The 14,880-nt window shown below is 40.5% G+C and carries 22 protein-coding genes; 4 read left to right on the forward strand and 18 right to left on the reverse strand.

Going from position 1 to position 14,880, the window contains the following annotated elements:
* Positions 1–9: 9 nt before the first annotated feature.
* Genes yhbY through MHH68_RS11740 form a run of 4 tightly spaced genes read right to left on the reverse strand, consistent with a single transcriptional unit; the run spans position 10 to position 2,782 of the window.
* Positions 10–300, reverse strand: a complete 291-nt coding sequence (gene yhbY / locus MHH68_RS11725; RefSeq protein WP_034661378.1) for a ribosome assembly RNA-binding protein YhbY — start codon at positions 298–300, stop codon at positions 10–12.
* Positions 294–1,136, reverse strand: coding sequence for a shikimate dehydrogenase (gene aroE / locus MHH68_RS11730; protein ID WP_339163185.1), 843 nt, complete (start codon positions 1,134–1,136; stop codon positions 294–296). The genes yhbY and aroE overlap by 7 nt, the downstream gene beginning before the upstream one ends.
* A gap of 21 nt (positions 1,137–1,157) precedes the next feature.
* A complete protein-coding gene (gene yqeH, locus MHH68_RS11735; protein WP_339163187.1) occupies positions 1,158–2,258 on the reverse strand; it encodes a ribosome biogenesis GTPase YqeH in 1,101 nt (366 codons plus the stop codon).
* A 2-nt stretch (positions 2,259–2,260) separates the two neighbouring features.
* Positions 2,261–2,782 carry a YqeG family HAD IIIA-type phosphatase gene (locus MHH68_RS11740; protein ID WP_044139602.1) on the reverse strand — a complete coding sequence of 174 codons (522 nt, stop codon included), beginning with the start codon at positions 2,780–2,782 and terminating at the stop codon, positions 2,261–2,263.
* Between the two features lie 362 nt (positions 2,783–3,144).
* Here MHH68_RS11740 and MHH68_RS11745 point away from each other — a divergent pair, with 362 nt between their 5' ends.
* A complete protein-coding gene (locus MHH68_RS11745) occupies positions 3,145–3,285 on the forward strand; it encodes a sporulation histidine kinase inhibitor Sda (protein WP_003217327.1) in 141 nt (46 codons plus the stop codon).
* 135 nt (positions 3,286–3,420) lie between these two features.
* Here the strand turns inward: MHH68_RS11745 and MHH68_RS11750 are convergent, their stop codons facing one another.
* The 4 genes from MHH68_RS11750 to MHH68_RS11765 form a co-directional block, all read right to left on the reverse strand.
* Positions 3,421–3,570, reverse strand: a complete 150-nt coding sequence (locus tag MHH68_RS11750; protein ID WP_003217499.1) for a hypothetical protein — start codon at positions 3,568–3,570, stop codon at positions 3,421–3,423.
* A 78-nt stretch (positions 3,571–3,648) separates the two neighbouring features.
* Positions 3,649–4,377 carry a GDSL-type esterase/lipase family protein gene (locus tag MHH68_RS11755; RefSeq protein WP_235567047.1) on the reverse strand — a complete coding sequence of 243 codons (729 nt, stop codon included), beginning with the start codon at positions 4,375–4,377 and terminating at the stop codon, positions 3,649–3,651.
* 84 nt (positions 4,378–4,461) lie between these two features.
* Entirely contained in the window at positions 4,462–5,202 is a 741-nt protein-coding gene (locus MHH68_RS11760) for a polysaccharide deacetylase family protein (RefSeq protein ID WP_339163190.1), read from the reverse strand.
* Between the two features lie 175 nt (positions 5,203–5,377).
* Entirely contained in the window at positions 5,378–6,499 is a 1,122-nt protein-coding gene (locus tag MHH68_RS11765) for a Rap family tetratricopeptide repeat protein (RefSeq protein ID WP_058014623.1), read from the reverse strand.
* Positions 6,500–6,730: 231 nt separating this feature from the next.
* On the opposite strand from MHH68_RS11765, the gene sigK reads away from it, so the two are divergent.
* Complete coding sequence (sigK, locus tag MHH68_RS11770; RefSeq protein WP_058014952.1) at positions 6,731–7,459, forward strand: RNA polymerase sporulation sigma factor SigK; 729 nt, start codon at positions 6,731–6,733, stop codon at positions 7,457–7,459.
* A 128-nt stretch (positions 7,460–7,587) separates the two neighbouring features.
* Here sigK and MHH68_RS11775 read toward each other — a convergent pair whose 3' ends face one another.
* The 4 genes from MHH68_RS11775 to MHH68_RS11790 form a co-directional block, all read right to left on the reverse strand.
* Entirely contained in the window at positions 7,588–8,106 is a 519-nt protein-coding gene (locus MHH68_RS11775; RefSeq protein ID WP_339165794.1) for an Imm6 family immunity protein, read from the reverse strand.
* Between the two features lie 214 nt (positions 8,107–8,320).
* A complete protein-coding gene (locus MHH68_RS11780) occupies positions 8,321–8,479 on the reverse strand; it encodes a hypothetical protein (protein WP_339163192.1) in 159 nt (52 codons plus the stop codon).
* 9 nt (positions 8,480–8,488) lie between these two features.
* The gene (locus MHH68_RS11785; RefSeq protein WP_339163195.1) at positions 8,489–8,905 is read right to left on the reverse strand and encodes a hypothetical protein; all 417 of its coding nucleotides are present in this window, start codon (positions 8,903–8,905) and stop codon (positions 8,489–8,491) included.
* Between the two features lie 32 nt (positions 8,906–8,937).
* Positions 8,938–9,363 (reverse strand): NUDIX hydrolase, encoded by a 426-nt coding sequence (locus MHH68_RS11790; RefSeq protein WP_061408662.1) that lies wholly within the window; start codon positions 9,361–9,363, stop codon positions 8,938–8,940.
* A 151-nt stretch (positions 9,364–9,514) separates the two neighbouring features.
* Between MHH68_RS11790 and MHH68_RS11795 the strand changes: the two genes are divergently transcribed.
* On the forward strand, positions 9,515–9,646 hold the full coding sequence (locus MHH68_RS11795) for a hypothetical protein (RefSeq protein ID WP_260850340.1): 132 nt from the start codon (positions 9,515–9,517) through the stop codon (positions 9,644–9,646).
* 47 nt (positions 9,647–9,693) lie between these two features.
* On the opposite strand, the gene MHH68_RS11800 is transcribed toward MHH68_RS11795, so the two are convergent.
* The 5 genes from MHH68_RS11800 to MHH68_RS11820 all read right to left on the reverse strand — a co-directional run bounded on the left by MHH68_RS11800 (position 9,694) and on the right by MHH68_RS11820 (position 13,036).
* The gene (locus MHH68_RS11800) at positions 9,694–9,885 is read right to left on the reverse strand and encodes a hypothetical protein (RefSeq protein ID WP_339163201.1); all 192 of its coding nucleotides are present in this window, start codon (positions 9,883–9,885) and stop codon (positions 9,694–9,696) included.
* A gap of 93 nt (positions 9,886–9,978) precedes the next feature.
* Positions 9,979–11,391 (reverse strand): polysaccharide deacetylase family protein, encoded by a 1,413-nt coding sequence (locus MHH68_RS11805; protein ID WP_339163204.1) that lies wholly within the window; start codon positions 11,389–11,391, stop codon positions 9,979–9,981.
* Positions 11,392–11,550: 159 nt separating this feature from the next.
* Positions 11,551–12,105 carry a delta-aminolevulinic acid dehydratase gene (locus MHH68_RS11810; protein WP_339163206.1) on the reverse strand — a complete coding sequence of 185 codons (555 nt, stop codon included), beginning with the start codon at positions 12,103–12,105 and terminating at the stop codon, positions 11,551–11,553.
* A gap of 16 nt (positions 12,106–12,121) precedes the next feature.
* Positions 12,122–12,691 (reverse strand): GNAT family N-acetyltransferase, encoded by a 570-nt coding sequence (locus MHH68_RS11815; protein WP_339163209.1) that lies wholly within the window; start codon positions 12,689–12,691, stop codon positions 12,122–12,124.
* A gap of 51 nt (positions 12,692–12,742) precedes the next feature.
* Positions 12,743–13,036 (reverse strand): CotD family spore coat protein, encoded by a 294-nt coding sequence (locus tag MHH68_RS11820; RefSeq protein ID WP_044139542.1) that lies wholly within the window; start codon positions 13,034–13,036, stop codon positions 12,743–12,745.
* Between the two features lie 222 nt (positions 13,037–13,258).
* Here MHH68_RS11820 and MHH68_RS11825 point away from each other — a divergent pair, with 222 nt between their 5' ends.
* Entirely contained in the window at positions 13,259–13,471 is a 213-nt protein-coding gene (locus MHH68_RS11825; protein ID WP_058014617.1) for a hypothetical protein, read from the forward strand.
* 35 nt (positions 13,472–13,506) lie between these two features.
* Here the strand turns inward: MHH68_RS11825 and MHH68_RS11830 are convergent, their stop codons facing one another.
* On the reverse strand, positions 13,507–14,847 hold the full coding sequence (locus tag MHH68_RS11830) for a sugar porter family MFS transporter (protein ID WP_061408677.1): 1,341 nt from the start codon (positions 14,845–14,847) through the stop codon (positions 13,507–13,509).
* Positions 14,848–14,880: the final 33 nt, after the last annotated feature.

Consider the following 14,880-nt stretch of genomic DNA (forward strand, 5'->3'; position numbering starts at 1 on the left):
CATCCACCTTTACGGCAGCTTAATTTGTTTATTTTCCTTCGATTCTTTATAAAGGACAATCACATTTCCGATCGTTTGAACAAGTTCAGCTTTTGCACCTTTGACAAGTGCTTTCGCAACTTCCGTTTTGTCCTCGTCGCAGTTTTGTAATACGCTGACCTTTAACAGTTCTCTTACTTCAAGCGCCTCGGAAATTTGCTTGATCATATTGTCATTTACCCCGCCTTTTCCTACTTGAAAAATAGGCGATAAATGATGTGCTTTTGCACGTAAAAAACGTTTTTGTTTCCCTTTTAACATGGTGTTCCTCCTAATTTCTGTATCACAATTGACTTCATTTTTCTTACGTCAGGCGTGATGCCTGTCCATAGTTCAAAGGCTCTAGCTGCTTGTCCAACAAACATGCCGACACCATCTACTGTTTTCAAACCTAACCCGGCTGCTTCTCTGAGCAGTTTTGTTTCTATTGGATTATACACAATATCACAAACGACCGCTGTTTTTTTTGCGTTTGCTAAAGAAATCGGGGTTTCTTCAACATTCGGATGCATACCAATAGAGGTTGTATGGATGATGACATCATATTCCCCAAGCTGCTCTTCCGCCGTCTTTAATGTAATGGCACTAGAAGTGATGTTCCCATCTGCACTTTCAATTAAAGCCTCAGCTTTTTCAATGGTGCGGTTGGTGATATCAAATCTTTTCGGTGCATAGTGAGCAATTGTCGTATAAATTGCTCTTGCCGCTCCTCCAGCACCAATTAGAAGAAATGAAAGCTCTGATAATGGCTGATCCAAGGCTTCAAGCAATGAATGAAGAAAGCCCTCTCCATCTGTGTTGTACCCAACGAGCTGACCTCCTTCGAGCCGCACCGTATTGACGGCACGCAGGCGTTCAGCTGTGACATCAATTTTGTCCAGGTACTGCATGATGTCTACCTTGTGCGGAACAGTGACGTTAAAGCCGCTGATTCCTAAGGCTTTCATACCGCTAATCGCATCTTTCAGGTCATCATTTTCTACTTGAAAGCCGTGATAATGTCCATCAATTCCAGCATCCTTTAATGCTGCATTATGAATATCCGGAGACATTGAATGGCCAACAGGGTTACCGATTACTCCGTATAAAGGTTTCAAGGTCTCTCCCCCTCTGAACAATTATATTAACGAACGTCTCATAAACACATGCACGCCTTTTGGCGCATAGACTTTAATTTGCTTACCTGCATCATTTGCCGTGATCCATCCTAAGCCTGAGAAAACGATATCCATTTTGGGCTGATCAATGGTAAAGGTATGCGGAACGAGTGCTGGAAAATCTCCCATCCCCTCTTTTGATGGCGGTGATAGCAGTTCCCCTGCATGTTTTTCATATAAATCATCTGCGTTCTCTAACTTTGTTCTGTGTATGTTCAGCTCATTTGGCATATAGCAGACAAATGACGTTCTGCCGCCTTTTACATAATCAAATCGAGCAAGTCCGCCAAAATAAAGCGTTTGTGCTTCATTTAATTGGAACGTTCTCGGTTTCAATTCTTTTTTCGGCGTTAAGATCTTCAAGTCATTTTTGCCGACATAGTGCGCCATCTGATGACGATTGATAATGCCCGGCGTATCAAATAGAGCAGATCCATCATCAAGCGGGATCTCAATGGCATCAAGTGTTGTACCTGGATATTGTGATGTGGTAATCACGTTCTCTTCGCCAGATACTTCTTTGATGATTCGATTGATAAATGTAGATTTCCCAACATTCGTACAGCCGACGACATAGACATTTCTTCCCTCGCGATAATGATCGATCGCTTCCATCACCTCAGTTACGCCCTGACCTCTGCTTGCACTGATTAAGAACACATCGATCGGGTTCAATCCGTTTTCTTTCGCTTCCCGTTTCATCCAATGAATCAAACGATCTTTTTTCACGGATTTCGGTAAAATATCTACTTTGTTGCCGACGAGTAAAATCGGGTTACCACCGACAATACGACTCAGCCCATTTATCCAGCTTCCGTTAAAGTCAAAAATATCAACGACCTTGACAATCAGAGAATCTGTCTCTCCGATGCTGTGCAATATATTTAAAAAGTCGTCTTCCGTTAAAGAAACATCTTGTATTTCATTGTAGTTCTTTAACCTAAAACAGCGCTGACAGATCACATCTTCTTTCAATAGAGATGCTGCCGGCGCATATCCTAATTGATCTTTATCTTCCGTCTGAATGGCTACACCGCAGCCAATACAAACAACCTTTTCCATTATTACTCTTCCTCCCACTGAATGTGGCCCTTACGCTTTAAGGCTCCTAAAATTCTGCGTTCAATCTGCCTGTTAAATTTAGTGAAAAATCCGTCTGAGGCAGCAACAGGGACGACCAAAATCGTATGGAAGCCGTGACGATTCCCGCCTAGAACATCGGTCATAAGCTGATCCCCAATGACCACCACATCTTCTTTTTTCAATTGCATATCAGCGACGGCCTTATTAAAAGCTCTTCCCATCGGCTTTTTCGCTTTATAAATAAACGGGATATGAACGGGTTCAGAAAAAAGCTTGACCCTTTTTTCATTATTGTTCGATACAATCGTCACTTGTATCCCGTGATCCTTCATTTCTTGAAACCATTCAATTAAGCGGGGCGTCGCACTTGGACGATCCCATTCTACTAGTGTGTTATCTAAATCGGTAATAATTCCTTTTACATTTCGTTCTTTTAGTTTTTGCGGTGAAATGTGGAAAATGCTTTTCACAAATTCATCCGGTAAGAAATACTTCTTTAGCACAATTTGCACCCTTTCTTCCATTGGTTTTTCAGCGATTGTGTCGAATCAAATCACAATTTGTCTGTCTATCGAATACAATGAAAAAGTTTTCGACATATGATGAGGACCTTCAACAGGTGTGGATAATTTTACACACATTATCCACCTATATTCCATCACGCTTTCATTCAATTATAAACACTCTACCCACAAGTTATCCACTTCACCATGTGGATAACAGAACGATTGTTCTTGTTTCCCATTCATGGTAGATTAAAGGTACTTCAGAGACATTCGATCAACCTATGATGATATGTCTTTTCCTCAAGTTTTATGCCAACTTTTTCAGGGGAGGTGTTTTTCCCATCATATGGGTTTCTAGTATGAAAAAGCTGTCAGATGATTTACTTATAGAATCGTACTATAAAGCAAATGAAATGAACTTAAATCGCGACTTCATTGAATTAATTGAGACAGAAATGAAAAGACGTTCGCTCGGGCATATGCTCTCTGTTTCCTCTTAATTCCATATCACAGGAACCATGCCTCCCGAGCACTCTCCTTTTTTAAACTCAGGTGACTGATATTATATCACTTGCGCTATAGGCTTACTACTATTTTCCGTAAAAAACACCCCTTCTTAACAAAGAAGAGGTGTCTTATTTGCAAGGCTGTTCATTCCAAAACCATAACCCTCCACCTACGACCAAAATGACCACAAGGAACACAACAAGAAAAGCGTAACCGATTCCTGCTCCTTGAGCTGGATAAGGCGAACACGCAGGGTAAGGATAAGGGCATCCCCACATATCAGTTACCTCCTTCTAGGAAGATATACTGTTAGACTATGCTGGATGGATGGTCTTGTTTAGGCAGATGGCCATCATTTAAAAATGTTTAATGACATCACGCTCTTTGATTTCGTTATAAATGATTCTTGCCCCTTTTGGCGTCATATGATTGCCAGAAGGGTCGATTAAACCTGATTGAATCAGCGCATTGTCACTATCTTCGCCTGCTTCTCGGATGAACGCTTTCCAGTTGTCGACAAGCGGTACTTGCTGATCCTTAGCTAGTTCTCTCGTGATGTCATTATAGGAATTTTGCCAAGCTCTTGCCCCGCCTCTCTCAGCAAAATAAGATGACTTATACCTAGAGTAATAATACAAGCCCTTTTTTCCGCCTTCTACAACAGGAACGCACGTCATGAGAATCGGGGTAATACCTGCTTTTCTACTTTCAGAAATGAAGTAGGTTATATTTTCTTTAAATCTTTTTTTCGTCACTCGGGGATGTTTCCCGTCTAAAATCGCCGCATCATTCGTACCGAACATAATGAGGACGTAAGTTGGTTTCTGCTTTAAAATATCCTGCTCAAAGCGAAGCTTCGCATCTTCAGTCGTCTGCCCGCCAATCCCTGCGTTCTTCACTTGAATTTGACCGCGCTCGACGTTTTTCATGAGATTCACCCATTTTTCAGATGTTGGATAATCTCGAAAGTCCCAGTTTGATCCCTTTGTATTGCTGTCGCCAAATGCAATGACACTTTCTTGTTCTGGCTTTGAACACCCAGCAGCGACACATAGCAGGATGAAAAGGACAACATATTTCTTCACAACATTCACCTCCAAAAGCCCTCTTCATATAGTAAACGACAAGACTTTTGGTTTCAATGAATGACTGTTTTTGACGAATACTTCCTAGTGCAGTTGAACAGGTACATACGCTTTGTCGTGATGCAGCAGTTCGCTCACTTTGACAAATTCATAGCCTCGATCCTTTAATTCAGGTATCACTTGTTTCAGTGCTTCGACCGTCTGCTTCCGGTTTCCCCCGCCATCATGCAAAAGAATGATATCGCCGCCTTGAATGTGATCAATAATCCGGCTCGCAATTTTGCGTGAGCCTGGTCTTGACCAGTCCTTCGGATCTTGCGTAAAGGACCACATCACCACATCATATCCTTGCTTTGACAAAATGCGGAAAGATTTCATCGTTAAACGGCCGCCAGGAGGGCGAAATAATAAGGGTCCTCCTGGCTGGAGTGAAGCGATTTGAGCCGCTGATTCTTTTAGCTCCTGCTTGATCTCCTTTGATGATAACAGGTCAAAATACGTATGATTCATCGTGTGGTTGCCAAGCTCATTTCCCTCGCCTACGATTCGTTTCGCAATCTCTGGATATGTATGAATCCGGCTGCCTATAGCAAAAAAGCTGGCATTCACTTGATGCTCCTTCAGCACATCTAATACTTGATTCGTGTACACTGGATGAGGTCCATCATCAAAGGTCAGTGCAATCTTTTTTCGTTCCTGTCTCATGTCCCAAAAAGCTCGTCCTGTTTTTTCTAGGTCGATTCTTTTTAATGTTCGAGCTTCTATTTTATTAGGAACAAACGTGCATAGCATTAATATACACATCAAGACATGCGACCCTCTCATTTGACCGCCTCCACAGAACATTCTTACAGATTAAATTGCCCGCTTTTTGATGAATCATTCAACATTCAAGGTCACGATCCGCATCTCTGGCTTCTTTTTTACATAAAAAAAAGCTGGCCATCAGGCCCGCTTTTTGTTTCACGTTTGGTTTCTCTCTTCAACTGTCGAACGTTGCTTAGAATTCATACAGACACTCTCCTTCTTGGATTTGATTTTGAGCCCATAATAATTTCCGATAATACTGGTTGGACTTCTGGTATTGTTGAGAGGCTTCTAAGGCTGTCGCAATTTCTAGTGAGATATCCTCTATATAAGAGTATAGGCTAAGTTTTTCCAAATAATCAATGGTTTTTTGCAGTTGTTCTTCATTCATTTCTTGAACATATAAAGCATCTAGATACTCAAACATATGACAGAACAGCTGGTCTTCATGCTTCTTTGCAGCTAATTTTCCATCTTCTAATATGCGGCATGCAGCTACTTGTTCATTTTGTCTAAAAAGCAGTTTTGCCAGCGTATAGAGCGTATGCGGAAGCGTGGGAAGCTGCTCTTTACAGGCAATATCAGCCGATTCCGTTAAATAGCGTTCTGCTTCCTCAAGGTAGCCCAGCTCCCCATAACATTTCCCTAAATTATAAAGCGCTGAACTGTATATCCGCGGGTGATCAATTTGTGATGCGAGCTGTTTTGCCTTTTTTAAATGAGGCAGTGCTCGGTCTTTTCGTTTTAAATCTTGATAGTTTCCTGAGATCACAAACAGGCACTGAATGATGCGAATAGAATAAGCATCATGCTGATCGTATATTTCCAGCGCCTTTAAAATATGATGCATCGAGACATGCGTTTGCTTCATAATATAGTAGGCTTCTGCTACTTTAAAATGAAATTCAGCCTGCTCAATATCATCAAATACCATAGAAAGCTGTTTTTCTGCCACTCGGTAATATTTGACGGCTTCTAAATATTCTTTTTGACTAAACTCATGCATGCCACGAAAAAATGCATGGTAATAATGCAGCATATCAGATAACTCATGATTGGAGTTTTCGATTTTATCGACAAGATTAGATACTGAGAAAGGTTGATATTTTGAAGGGTGTATATAGTCAAGCATGATCTGGTGCCGAAAACACATGAGCTGATAATAAATCAGTAAATGCTGGTCCTCTTCCATCCGTTCAATTTCCGCTTCTACTTCTGCTTTTAGGATTTCCGCATCTGGAACACTGAACTGCCGTATCATTCGATACCATTCATTAATTTTCATACCTACATGTGAAGAAAGAACCTTCCCCATGTTCCGAAAAAACCCCTTCCTTTTCGGTCTAATATTACATATTTTAGCACGCTTCTTGACCGCCAAGCACCGCAAAGAAACCGCAAACATATGAGAAGGGAAGCAAAACAAGACGAACAGAAGCCCGTTTTTTTCGAAAAAGATGATTTTTTCATCGTACAGACACAGACAATCCCCCCTTCACATACATTTGAGGATATAGGCAGTGGCCTAAACATGGTGGAGGTGAAAATCGTGGCAGGAGTATTTACAGCGATGGGATTGATGGTCAAAGAATTGGTGTTCTTAGTGTCCTATGTCAAAAACAATGCCTTTCCACAGCCCCTTTCGGGAGATGATGAAAAAAAATACTTAGCCCTTATGGCAGAGGGCGATGAACACGCGAGAAATATGCTGATTGAACATAACCTTCGGCTCGTCGCCCATATTGTCAAGAAATTTGAAAATACCGGGGAAGACGCAGAAGACCTCATCTCCATCGGGACGATCGGACTCATTAAAGCCATCGAAAGCTATTCCTCTGGAAAAGGAACAAAGCTGGCAACGTATGCGGCGCGGTGTATTGAAAATGAAATCCTGATGCATTTACGCGCGCTCAAAAAGACAAAAAAGGATGTCTCCTTGCATGACCCCATTGGTCAGGATAAAGAAGGCAATGAAATTTCTTTAATTGATGTCTTAAAATCCGAAAATGAAGATGTGATTGATACGATTCAGCTCAACATGGAGCTTGAAAAAGTAAAAGAGTATATCGACATTCTCGACGGCCGGGAAAAAGAAGTGATCGTCGGCCGGTTCGGCCTTGATTTAAAGAAAGAAAAAACGCAGCGGGAAATCGCCAAGGAGCTCGGGATATCGCGAAGTTATGTGTCCCGGATTGAGAAGCGAGCTCTGATGAAGATGTTTCATGAGTTTTACCGGGCGGAGAAGGAGAAACGGAAGCGGGAGAAGGGGAAGTGAAAATAAATTACTTCCATCTACTAATAAAAAACAGACCTTGTTGGGTCTGTTTTTATTTTCAGCACTAAGCTACTGTCTCTCTGCATTTCTTTTCAAATAGATGCTCTGTATTCATAACGCCCATAAATCTAATTTAAAAAGATTGCGATATCCTTTTTATTAATGAAAAATAAATGGTTATTATCATGATCTTTTTTAGGATAATGGTCAATTAAATATTGTCTCAAGGTATTTAATTCATCTATTTCAATCATTTTTGACTCAATTGCATTTTCCCACATTACAATTAATGTTTCATCGTCTATTACTTCTAGCACTTGAGGAACAAATTTTTTATTCTCTCTTCTATACGCTTGATACGCTGTGTAAGAAACTGCATCTAATACTGAATACCAGCCATATTGTTTTTGTTCATCTTTTTCTTTATTTGCGAACTCGGCTACATCCATATAATCTTCACTATCTATGTAGTTACATAAATCATCTGCACTTAACTGTTTGCCAGAAAGCCATTTCCAGCAATCATCTAAAGCTTTTTGTCCTATGTGGTAACCATCATCTTCTTTACCTATGAATGTATACATTTTTTCGGCTATCGCTAAGCCTAGTGCAACTTTAGCTTCTTCTCGTTCTGTTGTTACTTTTATTTTCAATTCTGGATAGTGATCTGTCAGTTGCTTGAATATTCCTCTTTCCTCACTTGGAACTCGATCAAACAAACCTTTTGTACATTTATTACAAACTCCATTTGGATTAGATTGATGGATATTTAGTATACCTTTTATCTCTTCTGGTTTAAAAACAGCACTTAGATGATTCAGAGTTCTCGAAAATTTAAACTAGTAATATTCTTTTAAGATGTTAATGCGCAACTATTTTAATCAAAGAAATTACCATCTTCCTGTCTCTAAACTCTAAAAAAAACACACCTTCATAATCAAAATCATGTTCATAATACCCTACATGTAAAAGCATAGTATCGTCTAAACTAGGTAATTTTTCTTCTGTACTCACTTTCATCTTGCGCCCCTAACTTTTCATATCCTTCTGAAAATCAATATCCCTCAACTCAACCCATTCAACAAAGTCAGGAACTGTTTTTGTCGTCAAAAAATGATGAACGATTTGATACGCTTGATTACGATCGACATAGCTGCACGACGGCACATACAATGGGATTCCTGCGACCAAATGCTCGATCGTTTCAATTTTTTCTCCCTTTTTAAAAGGAACCAAAAAATTTGGATACCTCATGATCAAGAAACCATACGGTTCCGTATAAAAGAAAACTAGACTTTCACTTTCCCAATCTTCTTCTATCTCAATGGAAGATTCTCCGTTACCTTGTTCCCAATATTCTTCACCCTCCTGAAAGAAAATCCTTTTCATGAATTCTTCTCCTGGAGTTGCTACTGAAGCTCCTGTGGGGCCGTAGTATAAAAACATCTATATCTCTCCTTCATACCTATATCAACTTGTTAACCAACTATTCTATTTCCTTCAAATTGATAAAAAGCTTGTGGTTCTTCGTTTAATTTCAGCAAGTGATATAGCTTTGGGTTTAGCTTTTGAAAAGTTTGCTTGCTGACCCATTTTACTTCTTCAATATCATGATCCGGATCGAGAATACTCATTTGTCCTCCGGTGATTTCAGCAAAGAAGGTGATCATCAGTGCATGATGCTTTTTGTCTTGAAAGAATGCTTCTCGAACCGAATGAAGTTCATTTACTTTGCAAATATACCCTGTCTCTTCTTTCACCTCACGGATCACGGCTTGATGCAGTTGTTCGCCTTTTTCTACAGCACCACCAGGAAGCCCCCAATATCCCCTTACGTTTTTGACCATTAAAATATTTTCTGCCTCATCATTCATAATAGCTGATACTACGTCTACTCTTTTCAAATGAATCCCCCTCAATCATTCTCTTTTCTCATCAATTATCGAATAAATAGCACGAACTGTTCATTTCAATACAATCATTATACGGTATCCTTGATACAAGAGAATGGATAAGAAAGCAAACAGCTTTCGTGAGCAGATTGGAGGCCACAGCATGTGGATCATCATCATTTTACTTATTGTCCTCATTGGGTTTACAGGGAATATCGTTTCTTTATTAAGACAAATGAAAGAATCAAACGAGAAAATTATACAACTGTTAGAACAGCAAAAACCGAAAAAATAAAAACCTCACTCTTTTAGAGAGAGGTTTTTTAGAGTAAGCCATTATTCTTACCGTTTCTCATGAAGCAACATATATCTGATTCGACGAATATAATGCAGCGCAATATGAACGAGACATAAAATGAGCCCGATCATCGCAAGAATATAAATGGGCAGCATCAAACTAGGTACATAGTTGACGATAAAACCCAAACAAAACGCTGTCAGCATATAAAGGCTGATCAACCTCATCAATACCATTCGAAGCCCTCCCTTTCTACAACTTTAACATCATTTCCTTTATTTTTATAATTGGATTTAAAAAATGCGAATCCACTAAGATTCGCATGATCATTACGTATTCAATTCACCTTTCTTCGCCCGCGCTTCCTTCCACTGCTCAAGCTCTGACACTGTCAATAATTGATATCCTTGTTTGGTTAATTCCTTGATAATCGTGACAGCTGCGTTTGCCGAGGTGTCGTAGATGTCGTGCATTAAAACAGTTTCTCCGCTAGATGCATGTGTGAGAATGTAGTTGGCAACGTACTGGCTGTTGCGATATTTCCAGTCTTCAGGATCTACGTCCCAAAGCGTGACTTTCATGTTGACAGCCGCGTTAATTTGCCCGTTTGTTCCTCCATATGGCGGTCTAAAGTGAGTCGGTGTGAAACCACCCGCTTTTTCAATGATTTGCTGGGTCTCTTCCACTTGTTTGACGGCTTGTTTTAATGGAAGTCTTGTGAGTAAAGGATGGCTATAGGAATGATTTCCGATTTCATTCCCACCCTTTCTGATTTCACCTAGCATATCAGGGTAATATTGAACCCTGTTTCCTAATACAAAAAATGTCGCATGTCCTTTGTTTTCTTTTAAAGCTTTTAAAATTTTTGAGGTCGTGGATGGATTTGGTCCATCATCAAATGTCAGGGCAATAGCTTTTTGACTCGGGTTGAATGTTGCTTGTTTTGGCAGTTTGACGAGCTTTCTTTTTGAGATCGGTTCTTTTTTCTCATTTTTGTTCTTTTCTTTATGAATGTATTCAGGCTTTAACTTTCCTTTAAGCAGCGTTTTTTTAATCGCCAGCACTTGAGGCCCTTGTTCGCTTGGTGCGATTTGCCCTGCTGGAAAGTAGAATTCTATAAAACGATCTTTGATGGCAAAATACTGATAATGCTCTGCTGCAGGAGACGTTCCTTGTTTGAGCAAATGCTCATTTTCAGCAAGAGAGCGATCTTTTTTTAATTCATCAAATGTCATTTGAGACAGTTTTTGCAGATCTTCTTTCTTTGATAAAAATAGATCATCTATTGATAAAAAATGCTGTTTCTTGAAATCAAAATTGAATATCTTTGATTCATGTTCGCCCTTTACTCCGCCTTTTAATTCATAAGTATTGAATTTGATCGCAGCGGTTTGCTTGGCATAATGAGTAATCTCGTAATCTATGTTTAATTCGTATCGATGATCTTCATCGACATCGTTTGCTTCACTGAATGATGTTTTGAATTTATCTAGCGCTGTTTCAGCAAATCTTTTCATCTCTTGATCTAGCTTTTCTTGATGAAAGACCGGATAGTTGACAGCATATCTCATGTATCTCCCGTCATTCACGAGGGTGACTATTTCCACTTCTTTATAGCTCGCATCTTGTTCTACTTTCTTCTTCTCCGTCCCGCTTGCCTGCTGATTATGATAAAACGCAGCAATTCCGATGATGATTGCAAGTCCGCATAGGACGAGACTAATCTTCCATTTCATTGACACAATAATTCCCCTCTCGTGATGGCGTCATGCCTTGATGACGTGTGTTTGTAGGATAGACTTTGCGTGAACCCCATTTAGTTTTCAAAAAACAAACTCGTCACATTTTAGACACATTTTAAAAGAGGAATAGAAAAAGGGCTTGATTTCTCAGCCCTAACATTATTTTTGCATATATAGTTGAAATAATTTCGTTTCTTCATCAATCGAACTCGCTCGATCAAAAGCCGCTCTGACCGTCTTTGTATTGTTCAATCGCTCATAAAGCATAGTCAATACAAAGATAAATGCCGCATTCCCATCAATGTAATCATCTGGCGCTACATAGGACATGGCACCTGCTTCTAAAAATGCATCAGCTAGTTTTTTCTCACCTAGTGTGCAGCCTGTAGAAATAACGTGAACCCCTTCTAACGAAGCATATCGCTTGATTTCATCCACTCCAAAAGCAGCGCCTCTAGGCTCCCCATCTTCATATACATCTTCCCCTAATTCCGGCATGAGAAATGCTCCTTCTTCCCCATGAAACGATAGAAGAATGCAATCGATTTCTCCTCTATTTTTTCCAGATAACACATGGATCAGGTCATTTGGTCTTCCGATCCATTGCATATCGACTTTCACACCGAAGTTTTCAAGTGCTGCACGCAGCGCAAAAGATTCCAGCTCACTATTTGGTCCTGCTGCTAACATGATGCGCATCGTCTGTTGATCCACTTTTATCCCCTCCAGATTATGATAAAAATAAAACCATTTTTTCCTCATCTGCATATGTATGATCAGGCCATTTTAGTGCTTTTTCTTCAAGTGCGTATGACTCAAATCCAATAGAGCGATACAGGCGTTTGGCTGAGTGATTGGTCGTCACGACTGATAAATACATTTGCTCGATGTCATGTCGTTCTCCGGCGAATGAAAGAACTTCTGTCATCAAGGCCTTGCCTACTCCTTTTCCGCGGGCACCCGCCGTTACATACATCGCTGCTACATTCGCTCGGTGCTTTAATTTCTGCAAATTTTCTTGGGTGAGCGTGACCATGCCCACAAGTTGCCCTTGATCAAAGGCGCCAAAGGTCCACATCAATTGTACAGAAGCAAAACGAGCTGCGTATTTTTCTATTGTACCGATTTGCTCTTCTTCATAACTCATCGCAAAGCCCTCAGGATGTAATCGCAGTGCTTCTAGTCTCAATGCGGTATATTCTTCAGCATCATCTGGTGTTAACAATCGAATATTCAGAACATCGCCCCCAACAGAATGATTAATACGTCCAATTTTATCTTGAAAGGAGGTTTTGATCAAAATGTTTCTCCTGAAAATAAAAAGGCATCCCCTAAAAGGATGCCCCCTCCATTACCACTTACAGCGTTTCACTGGACGGCAGCAAGGGTTTTTGATATCACTGCCGCAATCGTATTCTTTCACGATATACTCGTTATGAGTCGACTCAGTGACAGGATAGTAGTTTTCAATTCTTTTGATGTTTTTGTTGACGTTTGTGATATGCGTTGGATGAATTTTTCTGATGGTTTGTTCATTCGTTCTTGTGTTGACAATTTGACGTGTGGGGAAAACAACCGTTTCATCTCCTCCATGGTTTCCTCTGCGAGGTCCAAAGAAAAAATCATCTAATCGATTCCGGCTCATCTCAACACCCCTTCAATTTGTCTTTCACTTACACTCTATCGTATGTAAGAGACGCCATTCGTGATTAGATGCTTGTCTATTTTTTAAAAATTCCGCTATTCATCTCGTTTTCTCTTTCTTTACAAAAGGGCAATTTTAACATATTATACAAATGATATATTGTAGCAGAAGAAAATGTGCCCCATAGCCTTCCCACTCATCATCAAACACGAGGTGAACGATATGATCAATACGACACAACCAATCGAACGAAACAAGCTAGACATTGCACTTGAACTGACTCAAATGCATTTGAATCAATATGAAACGAATCATCCTGATCAGTTGAGTGAGGTTTATGCGAAATATTATGCACTGCTTGAAGTGCTGGATTTATCTTCTTATGATCAATTGATTGATTTATTGCCAGATGAGCTAAAACAGACGCTTGAGTAAAAAACCCTCTATCCACATGGGATAGAGGGTTTTCTTTATACTCGTGCTGCCATATCGGTTTCGATTTGTTCTAAGCTTCTTCCTTTTGTTTCCACTAGTACAAAGCGGGTGAACAATAGTCCGATTAAGCAGATGACACCAAATGAGGAGAAAATGACCCCGAAGCTGAATTTGTCTGCCAGGATAGGGAACACGAGTCCAACGGCTAACGATCCCGTCCAGTTAAAGGCAGATGAAATACCTGCGCCGATACCTCTGACAGAAAGCGGGAAAATTTCGCCGATGATGATCCACGTGATCGGTGCCCATGAAAAGGCGTAGCACAAGATAAAGCAGCAAAGTGAAATTAAGGTCACCCAGTTTAAAATCCCTTCACTAACGCCAAGTGCACCTAATGCGGCTGGTGCAAAGAAAGAAAGGGCCATGCCCGTTCCCCCTACAGTGAGAATCGTTCGGCGGTCGAACCGGTCGACAAATTGTAAAAAGATCACGGTGGTGACGACAAAAATGACACCGACAATGACTGTAAAACCTGCGGCAACCTGAGGTGCAAGCCCTACATTCCGAGCAATACTCGTTGCATAATACACAATAGAGTTCGCCCCTTGAATTTGCTGAAGGGTCGCCATCCCAACCCCGATGAAAAGAGCCATTCTAAATTTCTTTTGGAACAACTCGCGAATACCAGAGCGTTCTTCTTTTGCGACTTCTAAAATTTCCTGCATCTCTGCTTCGATTTCCTCATGAGAAGAGCGCAGTGATCCTAATACTTCCCGTGCTTTATGAGCCATTCCGTGTTTAATTAAATATCTCGGAGATTCAGGAAGCTTCAGCATACCAATATAAAGCACGATGGCAAATAAAGCGGCACTACCGAGCATCCAGCGCCAGCTGTCTGGAATAGGTTCAAACACAAATGCGACAATATAGCTCAGCAATAGTCCGCTCACGATCATGAGCTGATTGAGCCCAGACAATTTCCCGCGAATTTTAGCAGGAGCAATTTCAGACATGTATGCCGGCACCAAAGATGAGGCTGTACCAACGGCTGTTCCTAAAAAGATACGTGCAATGGTTAATGAAATCTCTTCTGGTGCGATAGCTGATCCGATCGCTCCGACAAAAAAGATAACAGATGAGACCAAAATAAGCTTTCTGCGGCCAAATTTATCCCCTAAGAGACCGCTTAAAATGGAGCCGATGATCGCCCCGCCCATTAATGAAGAAACGACAATTCCAAGCCATAATGGACTGAGCTGAAATTCTTGCTGAATATGCCCTTCTGCCCCTGCAATAATCCCAATATCATATCCGAATAAGATGCCTGCAAAGGACCCGAAAAAGAAGATAAATTTGCTTGACACTTTTTTCTCCAAGTGGATGACCCCCTCACTTAATTAACCGCTTTC

Origin of the sequence: Bacillus sp. FSL K6-2841 (assembly GCF_037976435.1) — a bacterium.
Taxonomy (GTDB): Bacteria; Bacillota; Bacilli; order Bacillales; family Bacillaceae; genus Bacillus; species Bacillus pumilus.

Bases quoted from the DNA above. Each gene is read 5' to 3' on its own strand.
- yhbY (WP_034661378.1), bottom strand. From the start codon at position 300: ATGTTAAAAGGGAAACAAAAACGTTTTTTACGTGCAAAAGCACATCAT.
- yqeH (WP_339163187.1), bottom strand. From the start codon at position 2,258: ATGGAAAAGGTTGTTTGTATTGGCTGCGGTGTAGCCATTCAGACGGAA.
- MHH68_RS11745 (WP_003217327.1), top strand. From the start codon at position 3,145: ATGAAAAAGCTGTCAGATGATTTACTTATAGAATCGTACTATAAAGCA.
- MHH68_RS11750 (WP_003217499.1), bottom strand. From the start codon at position 3,570: ATGTGGGGATGCCCTTATCCTTACCCTGCGTGTTCGCCTTATCCAGCT.
- MHH68_RS11760 (WP_339163190.1), bottom strand. From the start codon at position 5,202: ATGAGAGGGTCGCATGTCTTGATGTGTATATTAATGCTATGCACGTTT.
- MHH68_RS11765 (WP_058014623.1), bottom strand. From the start codon at position 6,499: ATGGGGAAGGTTCTTTCTTCACATGTAGGTATGAAAATTAATGAATGG.
- MHH68_RS11780 (WP_339163192.1), bottom strand. From the start codon at position 8,479: ATGAAAGTGAGTACAGAAGAAAAATTACCTAGTTTAGACGATACTATG.
- MHH68_RS11785 (WP_339163195.1), bottom strand. From the start codon at position 8,905: ATGTTTTTATACTACGGCCCCACAGGAGCTTCAGTAGCAACTCCAGGA.
- MHH68_RS11795 (WP_260850340.1), top strand. From the start codon at position 9,515: ATGTGGATCATCATCATTTTACTTATTGTCCTCATTGGGTTTACAGGG.
- MHH68_RS11800 (WP_339163201.1), bottom strand. From the start codon at position 9,885: ATGGTATTGATGAGGTTGATCAGCCTTTATATGCTGACAGCGTTTTGT.
- MHH68_RS11820 (WP_044139542.1), bottom strand. From the start codon at position 13,036: ATGAGCCGGAATCGATTAGATGATTTTTTCTTTGGACCTCGCAGAGGA.
- MHH68_RS11825 (WP_058014617.1), top strand. From the start codon at position 13,259: ATGATCAATACGACACAACCAATCGAACGAAACAAGCTAGACATTGCA.